17 protein-coding genes are annotated in these 18010 nt (G+C 39.9%); 16 read left to right on the forward strand and 1 reads right to left on the reverse strand.

Annotation, left to right across the window (positions count from 1 at the left end):
* The first annotated feature begins 427 nt into the window (after window positions 1-427).
* The gene (locus ACY3XC_RS05415; RefSeq protein ID WP_464867615.1) at window positions 428-1396 is read left to right on the forward strand and encodes a ribose-phosphate diphosphokinase; all 969 of its coding nucleotides are present in this window, start codon (window positions 428-430) and stop codon (window positions 1394-1396) included.
* 50 nt (window positions 1397-1446) lie between these two features.
* Here the strand turns inward: ACY3XC_RS05415 and ACY3XC_RS05420 are convergent, their stop codons facing one another.
* Complete coding sequence (locus ACY3XC_RS05420; protein ID WP_464867616.1) at window positions 1447-2274, reverse strand: formate/nitrite transporter family protein; 828 nt, start codon at window positions 2272-2274, stop codon at window positions 1447-1449.
* 240 nt (window positions 2275-2514) lie between these two features.
* Between ACY3XC_RS05420 and ACY3XC_RS05425 the strand changes: the two genes are divergently transcribed.
* The 15 genes from ACY3XC_RS05425 (at window position 2515) to ACY3XC_RS05495 (ending at window position 18006) form a co-directional block, all read left to right on the forward strand.
* The gene (locus tag ACY3XC_RS05425; RefSeq protein WP_464867617.1) at window positions 2515-3012 is read left to right on the forward strand and encodes a hypothetical protein; all 498 of its coding nucleotides are present in this window, start codon (window positions 2515-2517) and stop codon (window positions 3010-3012) included.
* A gap of 38 nt (window positions 3013-3050) precedes the next feature.
* A complete protein-coding gene (locus tag ACY3XC_RS05430) occupies window positions 3051-3740 on the forward strand; it encodes an NUDIX hydrolase (RefSeq protein WP_464867618.1) in 690 nt (229 codons plus the stop codon).
* 37 nt (window positions 3741-3777) lie between these two features.
* Window positions 3778-4530, forward strand: coding sequence for a GNAT family N-acetyltransferase (locus tag ACY3XC_RS05435; RefSeq protein ID WP_464867619.1), 753 nt, complete (start codon window positions 3778-3780; stop codon window positions 4528-4530).
* Between the two features lie 208 nt (window positions 4531-4738).
* Window positions 4739-5344, forward strand: coding sequence for a TetR/AcrR family transcriptional regulator (locus tag ACY3XC_RS05440; protein ID WP_464867620.1), 606 nt, complete (start codon window positions 4739-4741; stop codon window positions 5342-5344).
* 529 nt (window positions 5345-5873) lie between these two features.
* On the forward strand, window positions 5874-7526 hold the full coding sequence (locus tag ACY3XC_RS05445; RefSeq protein WP_464867621.1) for a class I adenylate-forming enzyme family protein: 1653 nt from the start codon (window positions 5874-5876) through the stop codon (window positions 7524-7526).
* Between the two features lie 172 nt (window positions 7527-7698).
* On the forward strand, window positions 7699-8319 hold the full coding sequence (locus ACY3XC_RS05450) for a TetR/AcrR family transcriptional regulator (RefSeq protein ID WP_464867622.1): 621 nt from the start codon (window positions 7699-7701) through the stop codon (window positions 8317-8319).
* A 77-nt stretch (window positions 8320-8396) separates the two neighbouring features.
* Window positions 8397-9635 carry a thiolase family protein gene (locus tag ACY3XC_RS05455; RefSeq protein ID WP_464867623.1) on the forward strand — a complete coding sequence of 413 codons (1239 nt, stop codon included), beginning with the start codon at window positions 8397-8399 and terminating at the stop codon, window positions 9633-9635.
* Between the two features lie 31 nt (window positions 9636-9666).
* Complete coding sequence (locus tag ACY3XC_RS05460) at window positions 9667-10806, forward strand: acyl-CoA dehydrogenase family protein (protein WP_464867624.1); 1140 nt, start codon at window positions 9667-9669, stop codon at window positions 10804-10806.
* A 51-nt stretch (window positions 10807-10857) separates the two neighbouring features.
* Entirely contained in the window at window positions 10858-11628 is a 771-nt protein-coding gene (locus ACY3XC_RS05465) for an SDR family NAD(P)-dependent oxidoreductase (protein ID WP_464867625.1), read from the forward strand.
* 43 nt (window positions 11629-11671) lie between these two features.
* Window positions 11672-12826, forward strand: coding sequence for a 2-hydroxyacyl-CoA dehydratase subunit D (locus ACY3XC_RS05470; protein ID WP_464867626.1), 1155 nt, complete (start codon window positions 11672-11674; stop codon window positions 12824-12826).
* A 39-nt stretch (window positions 12827-12865) separates the two neighbouring features.
* Window positions 12866-14170 (forward strand): 2-hydroxyacyl-CoA dehydratase subunit D, encoded by a 1305-nt coding sequence (locus ACY3XC_RS05475; RefSeq protein ID WP_464867627.1) that lies wholly within the window; start codon window positions 12866-12868, stop codon window positions 14168-14170.
* A 110-nt stretch (window positions 14171-14280) separates the two neighbouring features.
* On the forward strand, window positions 14281-15189 hold the full coding sequence (locus ACY3XC_RS05480) for an acyl-CoA dehydratase activase (protein ID WP_464867628.1): 909 nt from the start codon (window positions 14281-14283) through the stop codon (window positions 15187-15189).
* A 27-nt stretch (window positions 15190-15216) separates the two neighbouring features.
* On the forward strand, window positions 15217-16005 hold the full coding sequence (locus tag ACY3XC_RS05485; RefSeq protein ID WP_464867629.1) for an enoyl-CoA hydratase/isomerase family protein: 789 nt from the start codon (window positions 15217-15219) through the stop codon (window positions 16003-16005).
* Between the two features lie 12 nt (window positions 16006-16017).
* Complete coding sequence (locus tag ACY3XC_RS05490) at window positions 16018-16785, forward strand: SDR family NAD(P)-dependent oxidoreductase (RefSeq protein WP_464867630.1); 768 nt, start codon at window positions 16018-16020, stop codon at window positions 16783-16785.
* A gap of 33 nt (window positions 16786-16818) precedes the next feature.
* Window positions 16819-18006 (forward strand): CaiB/BaiF CoA transferase family protein, encoded by a 1188-nt coding sequence (locus ACY3XC_RS05495; protein WP_464867631.1) that lies wholly within the window; start codon window positions 16819-16821, stop codon window positions 18004-18006.
* The last annotated feature ends 4 nt before the right edge of the window (window positions 18007-18010 follow it).

Below are 18010 nucleotides of genomic sequence, written 5' to 3' on the forward strand. Positions count from 1 at the left end.
TTTTTAAAATTTAGGATACTGTTCGATAAAATGTTGGTTTATTTTAAAAACACAATATGAAGGACAAATCTTTCAGCAGCCCTCTAGGATTTGTCCTTCAATCCCTATATGAAGGACAAATCTTTCGGAAGCCAACTAAGATTTGTCCTTCAGACTCCATATGAAGGACAAATCTTTTAGAAGCTAACTAGGATTCGTCCTTCAGACCCTGTATGAAGAACAAATCTTTTAGAAACCAACTAGGGTTTGTGCTTCAGCACCTGTATGAAGAACAAATCTTTCAATTGCCTTCCGAGTTTTGTTCTTGCCAATATATATTTTGATAAATCTAGATAAAGTTCGAAGGTTCCATGGATGAAATATTGTTCTAATGACTGCATTTCATGTAAAATAGGTAAATAAGTCGTTAAGGAATTGTAAATAAATAATGCATGGGGGACATAAAGTGTCATATCAATCGAAAAAAGGTATTAAATTGTTTGCACTAAATTCAAATCAGAGCTTAGCAAAGGAGATGGCTAAGCATTTAGGTTGTGAGGTTGGGAGGAGCTCGGTCACTCAATTTAGTGATGGAGAAATTCAAGTGAATATAGAAGAAAGTGTACGAGGTTCTGACGTATATGTCGTTCAATCGACTTCACACCCGAATAATGACCATATCATGGAGCTGCTCATTATGATTGATGCTTTAAAAAGAGCTTCAGCGAAAATGATCAATGTGGTTATTCCTTACTATAGCTATGCACGTCAGGATCGAAAAGCTAGATCCCGCGAGCCGATTACAGCTAAATTAATTGCAAACCTACTTGAAAAATCAGGTGCTACCAGAATACTGACGATGGATTTTCACTCACCACAGGTACAGGGATTTTTTGATATTCCAGTGGATCATTTAATTGGAATTCCGATTCTATCTCAGTATTTTGAGAAAAAGGGACTTGAGGATGTAGTTGTTGTTGCACCACATAATGGTGCTGTTGGAAGAGCAAGGAAAATGGCCAATATTTTAAATGCCCCCATTGCCCTCATTGACCGACGACGTCCTGAACCTAATGTTTCCGAAATATTTGCGATCATTGGGAATGTTGAGGGGAAAAATACGATTATTGTTGATGATTTAATTAATACTGCTACAACGCAGACTTTAGCTGCCAATGCCTTAGTAGAGCATGGGGCAAAAGCAGTGTACGCTTGCTGTACACATGCTGTTCTCTCACAATCAGCTGTTCAAAAAATTGAATCATCAGCTATTCAAGAATTAGTGATCACGAACACGATTGAGCAAGCCGAAGAAAAGATGATTAATAAAATTACGATGTTGTCTGTAGCCCCATTACTAGCAGAGGCTATTGACCGGATTCATAATGAAAGAGCAGTAAGTCCTTTATTTGAATAAATGAAAGAAGAGAGAGCCGTGATATCCACGGCTCTCTTTCTGTGAAATATTTATAATCCAATTTTTTTGTCTAAGATTCCAGTCCTTTTAGCCCCATCAATGACAGTATATTCATACTTTTTGTAAGCAAACCAATACGCCATACCGATAAAGAGGGCTCCGCCAACGGCATTGCCTAAGAAGACAGGAATGAAATTATTTAGATAATCCATCCAAGTAAGCTGTCCAGCAAATATTGCTGCTGGAATGACAAACATGTTGGCAACGACGTGTTGAAATCCAATCGCGACAAATGCCATAGTTGGAAACCAAATGCCTGCAATTTTTCCAATCATATCATCACTTCCATAGGATAGCCACACAGCTGCAGCTACAAGCCAGTTACAGCCGATACCTGAGACAAAAGCCTGAAGAAAGGTTGCATCTATTTTGTGTTCAGCAATATGAACTGTACTTTCCAAATAGACGCCTGTTTCCGTTAAACCTACAATATGTCCGAAAAAGTATGCCACGAAGATGGCACCGAGAAAATTGCTGATCGTGATAAGAAGCCAGTTTTGCAGGACCTGTTTCGTTTTAATTTTATTTGAATATCTTGCCAGCGGAACCACCATCATATTTCCAGTGAGCAGTTCTCCGCCTGCAATTAACGTAAGAATCAGTCCGATTGGGAAGACTGAGGCACCTAAAATCGCGCTAAGTCCGGATATACCTTCAGATAGAGGTGCTGTCACACGTATATATAGCAGGAATCCTAATGAAATAAATGCACCAGCTTGGAATCCTAATAGAAGGGTTGTTACTAACGGATAACTCGTCTTTTTGATTCCATTTTTAATTGATATTTCTAGTATTTGATCGGGTTTGTATAGTGACATGACCGAATTTCCTTTCTACCTGCATATATTGTGAAGAACGTCACATATTTATTTGTCTTCATTTTAGCGCAATACGGCACAATATGCTGTGAACAATTCTTTAACATTATTTATGAATTATTAAGTTGATTTTTCCACAAGGTGGATATTAGTTAGTGCGGTTTTTTATTAAGTTAACAAGTCTCCTCTTTTGGTATAAAATTAGATTATTATTGTTACTGCTTTTTGGAGGAATGGTTAATGGCTGTTGTAAAATCGGTAAAAATAGATGGGGAGAATATACATATCTTTAATAGTGCGATTTATATCTTTGAATCACACTCGGGATACACGCTTGAATTGGATTTGGTTGTAAGTGAAGTTACGGAGAGAAAATATAAAAAAGAGCAAAATTTAATTATTGAGATAGAACTAGAAAATGGCAGATTAATTGATTCCATCATGCATTTAAAAAGCCTGTCTGGAGGATTGCCGCAGCTTAATTTATTCTGTGACCTTAATGACATTGATGAATTTGCAGATCTTGACCGAGTGAATGAGAGTAGTTCATGGTTTCCTAATGTAGAAGAGGGAGTTACATTGGAAGAAATTAGAAAGGTTGAAATGCCCAATGAGAATATTAGTCTAAAAGTAAATCTGCCCATCAATCAGGTAGAATGGTTAAAAAAGCAAAAAAAGTCGAGTTTAAATGAAATGCTGCAAGAGTTTATAACTGAATATTGGAAAAAGCAAGAATGAAATGAGTGTTTTTTAAAATAGTGGGGGTGGATTCTTCGATGGCAGCAACACCAAAACCGGCTTCAACAGTTGTATTGATGGACGAATCATCAAGGGTGTATTTAACAAAACGGCCAATCACGATGAGGTTCATGGGGGGATTTCACGTTTTTCCCGGAGGAGCCGTAGAAAAACATGATGCATATGTTGAAAATGATTATGTCAATCGTGATGATACCCAGCTTTCTATTAGTCTTTCACATTATATAGCTGCAGCAAGAGAATTATTTGAAGAAGCTGGGATTTTGTTGGGTGACAGGAAAGACGGTTTGCCAGTTCTATTGCCAAAGGAAAAGCTAGTAAAATACCGAAAAAATCTTCTAGAAGGTGAAAAACCTTTTATTACAGTGTTAGAACAAGAAAATCTTTATTTTGATCCTCAATGTTTAACCTATTTTGGTCAAATTATCACACCTGAGGAAAGTCCGATTCGTTTTGATACCCGTTTCTTTCTAGCAAAGCTTCCCGAAGGTCAATATCCAGAACCAGATCAAAAGGAAATTGATGAAGCAGTCTGGATTAAGCCAGAAGATGCACTATCTGCCTTTCAAACTAAAGAAATTAAACTTGCACCACCAACCATCCTTGCACTTCAAGCAATCATTGACTTTCAAAAAAGCGGTGTCTTAAAGATGTCCGTATCAAAAGACGATTTAATGCGTCTAATTCATTTGATAAAAAATTTATAGAATAGAATTAATACTTCTGCTGAAGGGGACCTGGTTCATGCAAATTACATTTGAAAATATCTTTATTCATAGTCATGTAGTAGCAGAGAATAATCTATACAAACATTTTCATTTTCCAGAAATGTTATCAAGATATGATAGTAATTATATAGAGTTTAAAACATTTCCTACACTGGTCGAATTTAAAAACGCAGAAAGTTATTTAAGAGAGTACCATCACAGAAACGGTCAGAAACATGTGAAGTTCAAATTTCCTGTCGATAAAAAGGTCCCAGTTGAGTTAGTGAATTACTTAAATAAAAAAAATTATGATATTGGTTTTCTCGAACTATATGCTATTCAACCAAATCGGTTTCCGGAAGTGAAGGTTAACCCCGACATTGAGGTTCAAATTGTAACAGAAAAAAACCTGAGGGATTTTCTATCCTTACAGTATCAGCAGGATATCGTATTTGGCAGTAATTTCGCTAATCAAAAGGTAGAGTTGAATAAATGTATATTTGAAGATCCTAGTATCATGCAGCTGATAGCTTTATATAAAGGTACGCCAGCTGGTGCAGTGGATGTAATTATTTCAGAAAATACAGTTGAAATAGATAACTTAGGTGTGGATGAAGCCTTTCAAAAGAAAGGAATCGGCAGCAGAATCCAGAAATTTGTGATGGATACCTTTCATGATAAGACCGTCATCCTCGTCGCGGATGGTCAGGACACTCCAAAGGAAATGTATAAGAGGCAAAACTATCAATACCTTGGCTATCAATATTATACCCAAAAAGTTGATGATTAAATAAATGAAGAAAGACTGGCAAATATCTGCGAGTCTTTTTCTCTTTAAGTTAGTGACTCTTGTTTTGTCGGAACAATTTTTTACCATTCTTCAAGGATTTCGCAATCTATAAGAAAATAATTCTCTGAATAGTTTTTATATATTGACACATTAGTCATGAATGACTACAATTTTATATATAGAAATCTGATTCAAATAGGAGAAAAATATGAAAGCTGAAAATTATTCAAGAACTGACCGTCGAAAGGCATGGATACGTGAGCAGATTATTAGCGGTGCTTTGGAGGCTTTTTCCGAAATGGGCTACATGAAAACCACTGTGAATGATATTACTTCACGGGCTGATGTGGGACATGGAACTTTTTATCACTATTTTAAAAATAAGCAGGACCTTCTGAGTAAACTAGTAGACGACTTGGCTGGGAAGGTCGATGATTATGTACAGCCAAAGAATATGCAGTTAACTGTTTACGAAAGAATGAAATATGAAGCTCAAAGAATTCTAGAGTACTATGTAAATAACAGCAGCATCCTATTGGCATTAAAGGAAGCCCTCATGGTTGACAGGCAATTTGAAGAACAATGGCTTAAAATAAGTGAAAGCCTTTTCAAGAGAATTGAGCGGGACATTAAAGGCTCAATCCAAAAGGGATACTGTCACGACATTAATGTTGACGTAACGATACGAGCATTAACCTGTATGTTTGAGGGTTATGGTCATCATTTAATGGTACAGCCGGTAACACCAGCAGAAATCCAAGAGGTAGCCCAATCATTGACCGACTTATGCTATAAAGCTGTATTTAAGGAATAATCATTTGACTTACTAGAATAAGCAGCAGAGTCTATCATTTTGTTGCTTATTCTTTTGACCGCTTGAGTGAATCTTCGGAAACAAATATAAAATAATATTTATGTATGCGCTTTCAATTTAATTTCATTTTTGCAGAGACAAATAAACTTTTTAAAGTAAGATTGTACTTTAAATCGTATATTTGATTCTTTTTGCCTAAAAATGACTGTGTTGTCATAATTGATGGTTGGGTCATTTTTTCGGAAATTAAAGGAATTCAATGTAAATCTGACGAACATTTAAGGAGGTGATGAAGAAAACAAAAAAGTGAATTTTCAAATGTAAACCTTTTGAAAATGAAAAAATCTTTTTTTGAAGGACTATTATCGTATCAGCACATAGGCAACAACACTATTGAAACCATACTTATTGATCTAACTATAAAAATGCTCATGTAAAGGAGGATCATGACAAATTCGTTTTTCACGCACCTATAGATTCTACTGGGTAAATGGAGCTTACTATATGGATGCAAAGGGAGAGGATTTATTTGGCGAAACACGAGGTATATAATGCTACAGTATTAACGGAGTCTTACTGGCCAGCTGACACTACGCGTCCGCTGCACGATTGGACTGTTGCTCAGGCATTGAGAGAAGTAACAGCAGAGGTTCCTGACCGGATTGCACTAGTTGAAGGGGTTGCGGATCCGGCGAAGCGCAGAAGATGGACATACTCTCAGCTTTTAGCTGATTCTGAACGTGTTGCTTCAGCCTTGCTTACCAAATTTAAACCAGGAGAGCACGTTGCGGTTTGGGCACCAAATGAAGTAGAATGGGTACTGCTTGAATTTGGATGTGCGATTGCAGGAGTCACCTTAGTGACTGTTAACCCAGCTTTAAGGGAGAAGGAACTTGACTACTTGTTACGTCAATCGGAAGCAACGGGAATTTTCCTTGTTGATGAATATCGTGGTTATAACATGCTTGAAGCTGTGTTCAATGTCCGTAAAGACTTACCGTTACTGCGCGAAGTGATTTGTTTTTCTGATTTTGAGGAATTCATGACTACCGGCAGCCAATCAACTATTTTTCCAGTGGTGAAGGCAGATGATCCCTTTGTAATTATGTATACATCTGGTACAACTGGTAAATCGAAAGGTGCAATCCTTCACAATAAGGGGATAACCAACAGTACTAAATTTATGGCGGAACGCGCAGGTATGGAAGTTGGCGGTGTATGGGTAAATGTTATGCCGCTTGTCCATATGGGGGGGTGTGGGTTTGCTGTACTTGGAACACTGCAACAACGGGGGACGCATGTACTTGTTAATGCGTTCGATCCAGGACTATTTCTAGATTTGATCGAAAAAGAGGGAGGTACCTTTGCACTCCTAGTGCCAACCATGGTAGAAGCTATCTTAAATCATCCTGATCGCAAAAAATACAATCTCTCAACCTTGAACTCTATTCTTTCTGGTGCATCAAAGGTTGAGCCTTATTTAGTTCAACGTGTAAAGGAAGAACTTGGCTGTGGAATGTCAATAGTCTGTGGACAGACGGAGATGCACGGCGGAACAACACAAACCCATCTCGACGATTCACCAGAGGACCAGGCAGAAACTATTGGGCAGCCTTATCCGTATATTGAGGTTAAGATTGCTGATCCGGCTACTGGGGAAGTCCTCCCGCTCGGAATGGACGGAGAAATCTGCTGCCGAGGGTATCAGACTATGATTGGCTATTACAATATGCCAGAACAGACAGCCGCTACTCTGAAAGACGATGGTTGGTTACATTCAGGTGATATAGGGTCTATGGATGAAAGAGGTTTTATTAGAATTAAAGGTCGATTAAAGGATATGATTATTCGCGGCGGTGTTAATATTTATCCGAGCGAAGTGGAATCATTGTTACGAGACCACCCTATGGTTGCTGATATAGCAGTAGTTGGCATGCCGGATGAATATTGGGGAGAACAAGTCACAGCGCTTATCATCCCAACTTCCTTTGATAATCTGCCATCAGAATCTGAACTTACTGAATACTGTAAAGCAAATATGGCTGGCTTTAAGAGACCAAGGAATTGGTATTTTGTTAAAGAATTTCCAAAAACAGCAGCAGGGAAAATCCAGAAATTCAAGCTTCAAGAAATGGTCAAAAATGGTGAAGTTCAACAAAATACCAATTTAACTCAAATTTAAGGTACTGGGGTGTTCCAATTTAGGAACACCCTATTTTTTTGTATCTATATGATCAGTAAAAGTTCCATAAATTTTTTATATTTTTGAATTGTCAGTTTATATTGACATTCGTGTCATATATGACTACAATGTTGATAAAGGTAAAATTTATGAAAAAATGGGAGTTTTAAATATGAAAATGGCAAAATTTCAGGAGACTACGAAACCAGACCGACGTAAAACGTTGAATCAGGACCAAATCATGATATGTGCTATGGATGTGTTTACTGAAATCGGTTACATGAAAGCGACTGTCAAAGATATTACGATAAAAGCAAATGTAGGACATGGAACCTTTTACCATTACTTCAAAAATAAAAATCACCTCCTAGACCGATTAGTAGACGAGCTATTAGAAAAGGTAGACAAAGATGCCCAGACCAAAACATTATCTGTAAATTTATATGAAGCCATGAGAATGGAAGCTCAAAAAATACTAGACTTTTACAATCAAAACAGCGGGGTACTCCTGGCATTAAAAGAAGCGATGATGGTGGACCAACACTTTAAAGAGAAATGGTTGAAAATAAGTGAAAGGTTATTTAGACGGATTGAGCGTGATATTAAAGGCTCCATGAAAAAGGGTTACTGTCACAATATGAATATCGATGTCACGATTCGAGCACTGGCGTGTATGTTTGAAGGATATTGCCATCATTTAATGCGACAGCCTACTAGTCAAATGGAAACACAAAAGGCTGCAGAGTCATTAACAGACTTGTGCTATAAAGCAGTATTTAAGATTGAAGTCTAGAATACTAGAGTAGTAGCAGGTGCTGCATTCTATAAAAAAGTTACATATGAAATAGAGAAAAGGAGGTTTGGATTAACATGCAAGATGTTTATATTATCGGGATTGGGATGAATAAATTTGGGAAGTACCCTGGTGAGACAGTCAGGACTATGGCGGAGCAGGTGATTCAACAATCTTTGGAAGACGCTGGGATTAGTAAAGAGGATTTACAGGCTGGATTCTTTTCAAATACTTTTTGGGGAATGTTTGATAAGCAGCATTCCATACGCGGTCAGGTAGTTTTCAGGGGAATGGGAATTGACCGAATACCTGTAACCAATGTGGAAAATGCATGTGCTGGATCTTCAACTGCACTGCACCTAGCATATACCGGAATTCGAGCTGGCATGTATGATGTCGCAATTGCTGTCGGTTCTGAAAAGTTAACTAACCCAGACAAAGCAAAATCATTATCCGCATACTCAAGCTGTATGGATGTAGAAAATTTTGATAAGCAAATCAATACGTTATTGGAATATGGAAAAAACCTAGAAGTTGCACTTCCTCCTGAAGAATCAGCACCTGGTGCTGGAAGAAGTGTTTTTATGGATGTTTATGCGATGATGACTCGTTGGCATATGAGCAAATATGGTACGACACAAAGGCAACTGGCAGCAATTGCAGCGAAAAACCATTATCATTCTTCCCTCAATCCAAAAGCGCAGTATCAGAACAGAATGAGCATCGAGGAAGTTATGAATGACAGTCCTGTTACATATCCTTTGACTCGCAGTATGTGCGCGCCGGTTGGGGACGGGGCAGCGGCAGTTATCGTTTGTTCTGAAAGATTCTTGAAAAAATTAGAGAAATCACGTCCAGTAAAAATTCTTGCTTCCGTCCATGGTCAAGGTACGGATAGAGACCTTGATGGTGAGGATATCGGTGAAAGGCTTGCAAAAGAGGCATATGAAAAAGCAGGGCTTGGTCCACAGGATATTGATTTAGCTGAGTTACATGACGCTACGGCTTATGGTGAACTGCACCAAAGTGAAGCGATGGGATTTTGTCCTCCTGGTGAAGGCGGGGCACTAGCAGAATCAGGTGCCACAACTCTAGGAGGATCAATTCCAATCAATACGAGTGGTGGACTTGAAAGCAGGGGTCATCCAATCGGAGCTTCCGGTCTTGCACAAATTTACGAAGTTGTTACCCAGCTAAGAGGAGAAGCAGGAAACAGACAGGTAATTGGAGCAAAAATAGGCCTTACTGAAAATGGCGGCGGCAGTATTGGAGTCGAAGAAGCCGCGATGTGCATTCATATTTTAGAAAAAGCATGAGCATTAGGATTCTAGAGGAGGAAGAGGAACGGTGGATTACAATTTAACGGAAGAATTGACGATGCTAAAGGATATGACCTACAAATTTGCAGTGAATGAAATTGCTCCTCATTCAGCGGAATGTGATAGAGAAGAGAAATATACCCCTGAAATCGTAATAAAAGCAGCAGACTTAGGACTCGTTGGTGCATGGATACCTGAAGAGTACGGCGGTGCTGGAATGGGGATATTAGGTCAGGCCATCATTACGGAACAGCTTTCCCGAGTCGACATGGGAATTGGTACAAATATTATTACGGCAAGCTTCGGATGTGAAGCCATTTATCTATACGGATCCGAGGAGCAGAAGAAAAAATATTTACCCAAGGTTTGTAAAGGTGATTGGGTTTCATCAGGAGCTTTTACGGAGCCAAATGCCGGAACGGATGCATCTGGTTACCAAACTAGGGCAGTGCGGGACGGTGATGATTTCATCATCAATGGCAGTAAAATTTTTATTACAAATGGTACGGTCAGTGATTTTATGGTGGTCCAAGCGATTACACAGCCAGATGAGAAAAGACATAAGCGCTTCTCGCAAATCATTGTTGACGCAAATAGTGAAGGTGTCACAAGAAGTAAGCTACATGGAAAATTAGGGATTCGCTCAAGTGATACGGCACAAATTTCCTTTGAAAATGTCCGCGTTCCGGAGTCCAATCTTGTTGGTACGGATGGGAAAGGATTCCCACAGCTCATGCACTTTTTTGATATTACTCGGATGATGGTTGCCGCTCAGGCATTGGGAATCTCGCAAGCATGCCTTGATGAAGCTATCAAATATTCAAAAGAAAGATATGCCTTTGGAAACCCAATTGGCAGTTACCAGGCGACAATGACGAAATTAACAGAGATGGCTGTCAAAGTTGAGGCACTTCGAAATATCGTCTATAAATCGGCATGGCTTGTTGATTCTGGAAAACCTGACTTTACACTATCAGCTATGGCAAAATACTTAGGAGGACAGACTGCTGTCTTTTGCGCAAATGCGGCGATTGAAATTCATGGCGGGTACGGTTATATGGAGGAATACAAAGTTCAAAAATGGTACCGTGATGCGAAAATTCTTGAAATCTATGAAGGAACGAAAGAGGCAGAGGTTATGGCCATCGGCCGTGTACTCCAATCTTAATCTTTGTGAAAATATCTGAATATTAAACCTTGTCAAAAAAAGGAGAAAACCATGATTACAAATCTTGAAGGAAAAGTTGCCCTCGTAACAGGCGGAACAAATGGAATTGGAAAAGCAACTGCTTTGAAGCTTGCAAAAAGTGGAGCAGATATTGTGGTAAGTGGTAGAAATCACGAAGCAGGAATGCAGGTGGTTGCCGAAATTGAAGAACTGGGCAGAAAGGCAATATTTTTAGAATGTGATTTGTTTGTCTATGATTCTGTCAAACAGATGGCAGACCGAGCTGTTGCTGAAATGGGAAAGATTGATATTTTAATAGCAAATGGCGGTGCCACCGTTCAATATGCAAAATTCTTTCACGAATTAGACCCAAATGATTATGACGGCTGTTTAAATAGCCAACAATCATCTAGGCTTTATGCAATACGGGCATTGCTCGATCATATGAGAGAGCAGAATTATGGAAAGATTGTCATCATTACCTCTGACGCGGGAAGAATTGCGACCCCAAGAGAGTCCCTGATTGGATCGGCGGCGGCAGGTCTTGTACTGATGAACAAAGCGCTGGCAAATGAGTTTGCACGCTGGCAGATTCGCGTGAATGCTCTTTGTTTAACCGTAATCCAAGACACTCCAGGTTTTGATGCAGTAATGGCTACAGAAGCAAGTCATGTTTTTCAAAAAGCTGTTGACCGTGCCAAGCTTGGTTTACCAAATGCTGAGGATGTCGCAGAGGCTGCACTTTTCTTTGCCTCACCTGAATCCGACAGAATTACAGGTCAAACCTTAAGTATCAACGGCGGTCTTTCATTTGCAGGGTAGTGCTTGATCATTCTTTTAATGAAAAATAGGAGGGAACACAATTATGTACCAAAATTTATCATCAGATGAAATCTTAAACAAATTAGCACAAGTAGCAGCGGACCCTTATGAAAGAGCAAAAGAATGGAAAATGGAAACTGGCTCCAAAATCATCGGCTGTTACATCATGCACTTTCCAGAAGAATTACTTCATGCAGCCGGTGCTTTACCGATTGTCCTTCAAGTGAAGGAAGAACCGATTACTTCAGGGCATGCCTATTATCCTTCTTATTTCTGTGGACCGACTCGCAGTATCGTCGATCAAGCAGCGAAGGGTGAATTAGACTTCCTCGATGGATTTGTCGGAGGCGATTATTGTATCCAGGCTGTCGGTGGTTCAGAAGTAGTTGGGAATCTTCTTCCGAAGGTCAATAATATGTTTTTCCGCTTGCCTGTTGGCAACCAAGAGTGGACACAAGGAGATATTGTTACAGGATTAACTGAACTAAAACGTGACATAGAAAGATTCGCAGATAAAGAGATTAGTGACGAGGACATCCTAACTAGCATTCGTATCTATAACAAAAACCGGAGCCTTATTCGTGAGATATACGAGTTAAAATCATTACATCCTTCGCTGCTAACATCTAGTGAGATGCTATCCATTATTAAATCAAGCATGGTGATTCCGAAAGAAGAACATAACGAGATCTTAGTGAACCTAATTCCAAAGCTTCAGGCTAAAAAGGATTCTATTAAGGAAGAAGGAGTACGAGTCTTCTTATCTGGAAGTTTCTGCGGCGCACCAAAAAATGAAATATTAGAACTTGTTGAACAATCTGGTGCTGTTGTGGTTGGAGATGACCTTTTTCATGGCTACAGATATATCAGTGACAATATTGCTGAGGACAAAGAACCATTGGCAGCAATCGCCGCTCATTATATTAATAAAAATACAAACGTCCCCTGCCCAACTAGATGTGATCCTAAAACCGACTGGCCACAATATCTTGTTGACTCGATGAGAAAGCACAAAGCGGATCAACTTGTCATTGTGATGACACAATTTTGTGAACCACATATGTTCTTCTATCCAGATATCAAAGATGCTATGCAGGCAGCTGGAATCCCACACCTACTCCTAGAAATCTCACATGAATTAGATTCTATTGAAACTATTAAAACAAGATTAGAAGCTTTTGTTGAAATGGCTGTTTAATAAAGAAAAATCAACTAAAATCGAGAGGAATGATGATAGATGGCAGTACAAGAAGCGAAAAGAGCGAATCGATTAAAGTCCGGAAAATTGGTTAACAAGCTTGTTAATGAGTATTGGGAAGATCTTATCAATGCAAAAAAGACTGGTAAAAAGGTGGTTTATACTACTGGACTTCCGATTGGACCATTCATGGCAGCACAGGATATGGCATGGATTCACGGAGAAGGATACGGTGCTCGTGTAGCAGCTAGACACGAAGAAAAAGAACCGCAAACCTTTGCTGAGAACCGCGGATTTAATCGTGAACTTTGCTCTTATGCAAGAACACAAATGGGTTGTGCAATGTTTGCTGAATTAGGGGTGCCTGAGGATTTAAACCCAGGTCCAATTGCAACGGAAATTCCGGCACCTGATGCGATTGTTACATGTTATCCAGGCTGTTCAACTGGTCCGCAATGGGATTGGGCGATTGAGCGTGTTTTTGGTAAAAAAATTCCTTGGTTTAATGTTGTTATTCCATATCATATGGGACGTAACGGTTCTACCTATATGAAAGGTGAAGAATTTGAGGAAAATGTTAAATACGTGGTTAGACAGTTTGAAGATTTAATTAAGTTTTTAGAGGTAGTAAGCGGAAAACCGTATAACTGGGATAAATTTCAAGAGTTAATGGGTGTCACTAAGAAAGTTGGTCAGCTTCGAATGGAAGCGATGGAACTTTGTAAGGCGAAACCAGCTCCTGCCAGCTTCTTTGACTGGTCCATTCAAATTGCACCGGTCAATTATCTCACCGCATGGCCAGGAACAATTGAAGCTATGCAAGCGGTTAAAGACGAGGTTCAAGAGAGACTCGACAACGGTGTTAGTGCTGTACCGAATGAAAAGTATCGTATTTTCTGGGAAGGAATTATGAATTGGAATAAGTTGGGCTGGATGGCCGATAAGTTCGCAAGCTATGATGCCACAGTTGTTGCGGGCCGTTATACACATATGGCCTTCTGGCATGAGCCTGATACAATCGATCCTGAACATCCGTTAAGGGGAATTGCGATTAATCACCTTGAATGTCAGCTCAACCTTGGCTACCCGATTACCGAAGAGCGAATGATGACACTTTCTAAAGATTATTCCATTGACGGGATTGTCTTCCATGGAGCAAGAACTTGTCGATCTTTCTCCCGTTCGCATTTCTTGTTAGCTGAAAACTTGAATAAAAAGATGGGCATTCAATCTACTTCCTTTGAAGGAGATATGGTTGACGATTCCTTCTACAAGGAAGAACTCGTTAATACTCGTATTGAAGCACTGATTGAAAGTCTCGAAGTACAAAAAAGCAGAGGTTAATAGTTTCTATATCTGTCTGGGACAGTGGTTCCCGGACAGGTTATAAAGTTGTTGAATCAGGGAGAATGAATCCCTTAAAGATAAAACAGAATGATAAAGGAGAGAGTTTGATGACATCGAAAAGTGATGGTTCTTCCTTTTATACAATGGGTGTAGATAGCGGATCCTTAACAGGAAAAGCTGTAATAATTGATGGAAACAGACAGATTGTTTCCCATAGCGTTAAACAATTGGGCTTTGTAAGTCAAAAAGCCGTTATGATGGCAATTGATGAAGCTTTGGAAAAGGCAGGATTGGTCCTTGATGATATCGCTTATACCGTTAGCACGGGTTATGGACGGAAAAGGTTAGAAATTGCCGGTAAGAATCTTACAGAAATTAGCTGTCACGCTAAGGGAGCCAACTATCTTTATCCAGAAGTAAAAACAGTCATAGATATTGGTGGTCAGGACAGTAAGGTAATCGCGGTCGATCCGTCAGGAAATGTTAAAAATTTTGCGATGAACGACAAATGTGCAGCTGGGACCGGTCAATTCCTCGAAGTTCTTGCGAGAGCGCTGGACGTTGAATTGACTGAAATTGGACCGTTGTCGATGCAATCAGATGCGGATATTAAAATCAGCTCGATGTGTACAACATTCGCTGAATCAGAAGTTATTTCCTTAGTAGCAGAAGGTCACACAACCGTAGACATTCTTTCAGGTATGCATAAGGCGATTTCAGGGAGAATGAAAGGATTAGTTGGGCGTGTTGGATTGCAGAAGCCAGTGATGATGACGGGTGGAGGAGCCAAAAATATTGGATTGGTTCATGCTTTAGAAAAATCCTTAGGTGAGTCTATTTTTATTCCTGATGAACCCCAGATTATTGGAGCTTTGGGTGCTGCGTTATTTGCAAACGACTTTGCAACAGGGATTCGGAAAAAGGTAGAAGAGGAACAAGATTTAGATAATGCTCGGGCACCAGCTAAAGATTGCGGTACTTGCTCCGTTCAGAATTATCAATTAAACAAAAACTGATATAACTTTTTTCGAAAGGAGAAAATCATGCAATACCAAAATATTCAATTTGAGCGTCGCGGTGCCGGCGCTTGGATTATTTTAGATAGTCCAAAGAATATGAATTCGGTATCTTCCACCATGTTGGGTGAGTTAGATAGAGTGTTAAAAGAATGCGAAGCTGATAGTAGTGTTAAGGCTGTTGTCCTAACTGGAAAAGGTTCTGCCTTTTGCGCTGGAGCTGATCTTAAAAATGTCCTTTCCTCTTTAAATAATTCGGAACCTGGTACGAAGGATTTTCTTGATATGTTCGATGAGGTTTGCGGACTTATTCGTAAAATGCCAAAACCTGTCATTGCTGCAATTAATGGGTTAGCACTTGCAGGAGGTCTGGAACTTGTCATGTGCTGTGACATCGTATATGCATCAGAAAGTGCCAAAATTGGTGATGCTCATTCTAACTTTGGCGTATTTCCAGGTGCGGGTGGAGCTGCGGTTTTACCAAAGAAAATCGGGCTTAATCGAGCTAAATATCTTCTTTTTAGCGGTGATTTTCTATCGGCTGCAGAAATGGAGAGATTTGGTTTGGTTAATAAGGTAGTTGCAGACGGACAGCTTGTTGAGAAAGTTGAGTCTTTTGTGGAGAAACTTGCTGCAAAAAGTCCATTGGTGCTCCGCCGGATGAAGGAGGTAGCCAACGCATCGATTGATCAAACTCAGGACGCAGCATTACGCCATGAAATGCTTCATTTAAGGCAGCATGTCCGCTCCTATGACTTAGCAGAAGGACTAAAAGCGTTTGCAGAAAAACGTAAACCTGAATTTAAGGGCTATTAAGGAGAGATAAAAATGAAAATCGAAAATCGTGTGTTTATTATTACCGGCGGTGCTTCGGGACTTGGTGAGTCTTGTACAAGGTTGTTTGTCGAACAAGGTGCAAAGGTCGGAATTTTAGATATGAATGAAGACCGCGGAGAGAATCTTGCACGTGAACTAGGTGAATCCGTTGTTTTCTGCAAGACTGATGTGAGCGATGAAAATTCTGTACGTGAAGCTGTAGAAAAAATCTCAAATACTTTTGGTGGGATTCATGTTGCGGTTAATTGTGCCGGACTTATTTTTGGCGCAAAGGTCCACTCTAAAAAGGGACTTTTTCCAATGGATAAGTTTAATAAGGTAATACAGGTAAATTTAATCGGTACGATGAATGTGGTTCGGTATGCAGTCCAAGAAATGCTAAGGAATGAACCTGATGAAAACGGTGAAAGAGGCATTATTGTTAATACTGCTTCTGCGGCTGCCTTTGGCGGTCAGCTCGGACAGGCTGCGTATAGTGCGTCAAAAGCTGGTGTAGTGGGAATGACGCTTCCGATTGCACGGGAGATTGGGGATTATGGAATGAGGATCGTTGCGATTTCACCAGGTCTTTTCGATACGCAAATGTCTAGTGGAATGCCTGAAAGTTTTAAACAGGAGGTCTCGCAGCATATTCCTTTCCCAAAAAGGCTCGGCAAACCATCTGAATATGCAGCGACGGTTAGACATATTGTTGAGAATCCTTATCTAAATGGAACAACGATTATGCTAGACGGTGCAGCACAGCTGCCTGCGAAGTAAACAAAATACAGGGACCATGGAAAGGAGAAAAAAATGGTTGGAGCACTTGAAGGTTTAAAAATATTAGATTTTAGTACATTGGTTCCAGGACCATATGCCACCATGTGTTTGGCAGATTTGGGAGCGGAGGTCCTTAGGATAAAATCGGGAACGCGACCAGATGTAGTCGATTTTTTACCGCCTTTTCTGCCTGGAACAGAGCTGTCAGCTGTATCAGCACAATTGAGCAGGAACAAAGAGGTCATGACCCTCAACCTAAAGGACCCTCGCACAGTAGATGTGATTCACCAACTTATAGGAGAGTACGATATTATCATCGAACAATTCCGCCCAGGTGTGATGTCGAAACTGAACCTCGATTACGAGAGTCTAAAAAAAGTAAATCCTAGATTAATATATTGCTCATTAACAGGATACGGTCAGACAGGACCTATGAGGGATCGTGCAGGTCATGACATTAACTACATAGCCATGTCAGGTGTTGCTTCTTATTCAGGAAAGAGAGAATCAGGACCTCCGTTGATTGGAATACAAGTAGCCGATATTGCTTCCGGCTCTAACAATGCCATTATTGGAATTCTTTCGGCCGTCATCTATCGAGAGCGAACAGGGAATGGTCAGCATATCGATGTTTCGATGACAGATGGCATGATTGCGTTTAATTCGTTTATGCAAGGTGCTAGTTATCTAGTAAATGGAAAAGATATTGGGATGGAGGAAAATCTTCTTAATGGGGGTTCCCTTTATGATTACTATGAAACCCAGGATGGCAGATACATCAGTTTTGGCGGAGTTGAGCCACAATTTTTCAAGGCCTTTTGTAAAACCCTTGGCAGACTTGAATTGGCTGCTGGAGGAGTGGAGCCAGAAAATGTGGCTCAAATCAAAAAGGAGATTAGTGAGATTTTAAAGACGAAGACGTTAGATGAGTGGATGGAATTATTTAGTGCTGCTGATGCCTGTGTTGAGCCGGTTCTTTCACTAGGTGAAGTATTAGAGGGACCACTTGTTGAAGAGCGAGGAATGGTGGTTGAAGTACCTGGACCAAATGGGACAATAATAAAACAGATTGGCAATCCAATTAAATTTTCTGAGTCTATTCCTCAGTATCGTCACGCTGGTATCCCACTATCAGAGGCGAATACTGTAGCGGTGATGAAAAATCTCGGCTACTCTCAAGAGGAAATCGAAGAGTTTGACAAGACTGGTCTGTTCAGTTAATAGA

Source organism: Bacillus sp. CZDM1 (assembly GCF_055502545.1).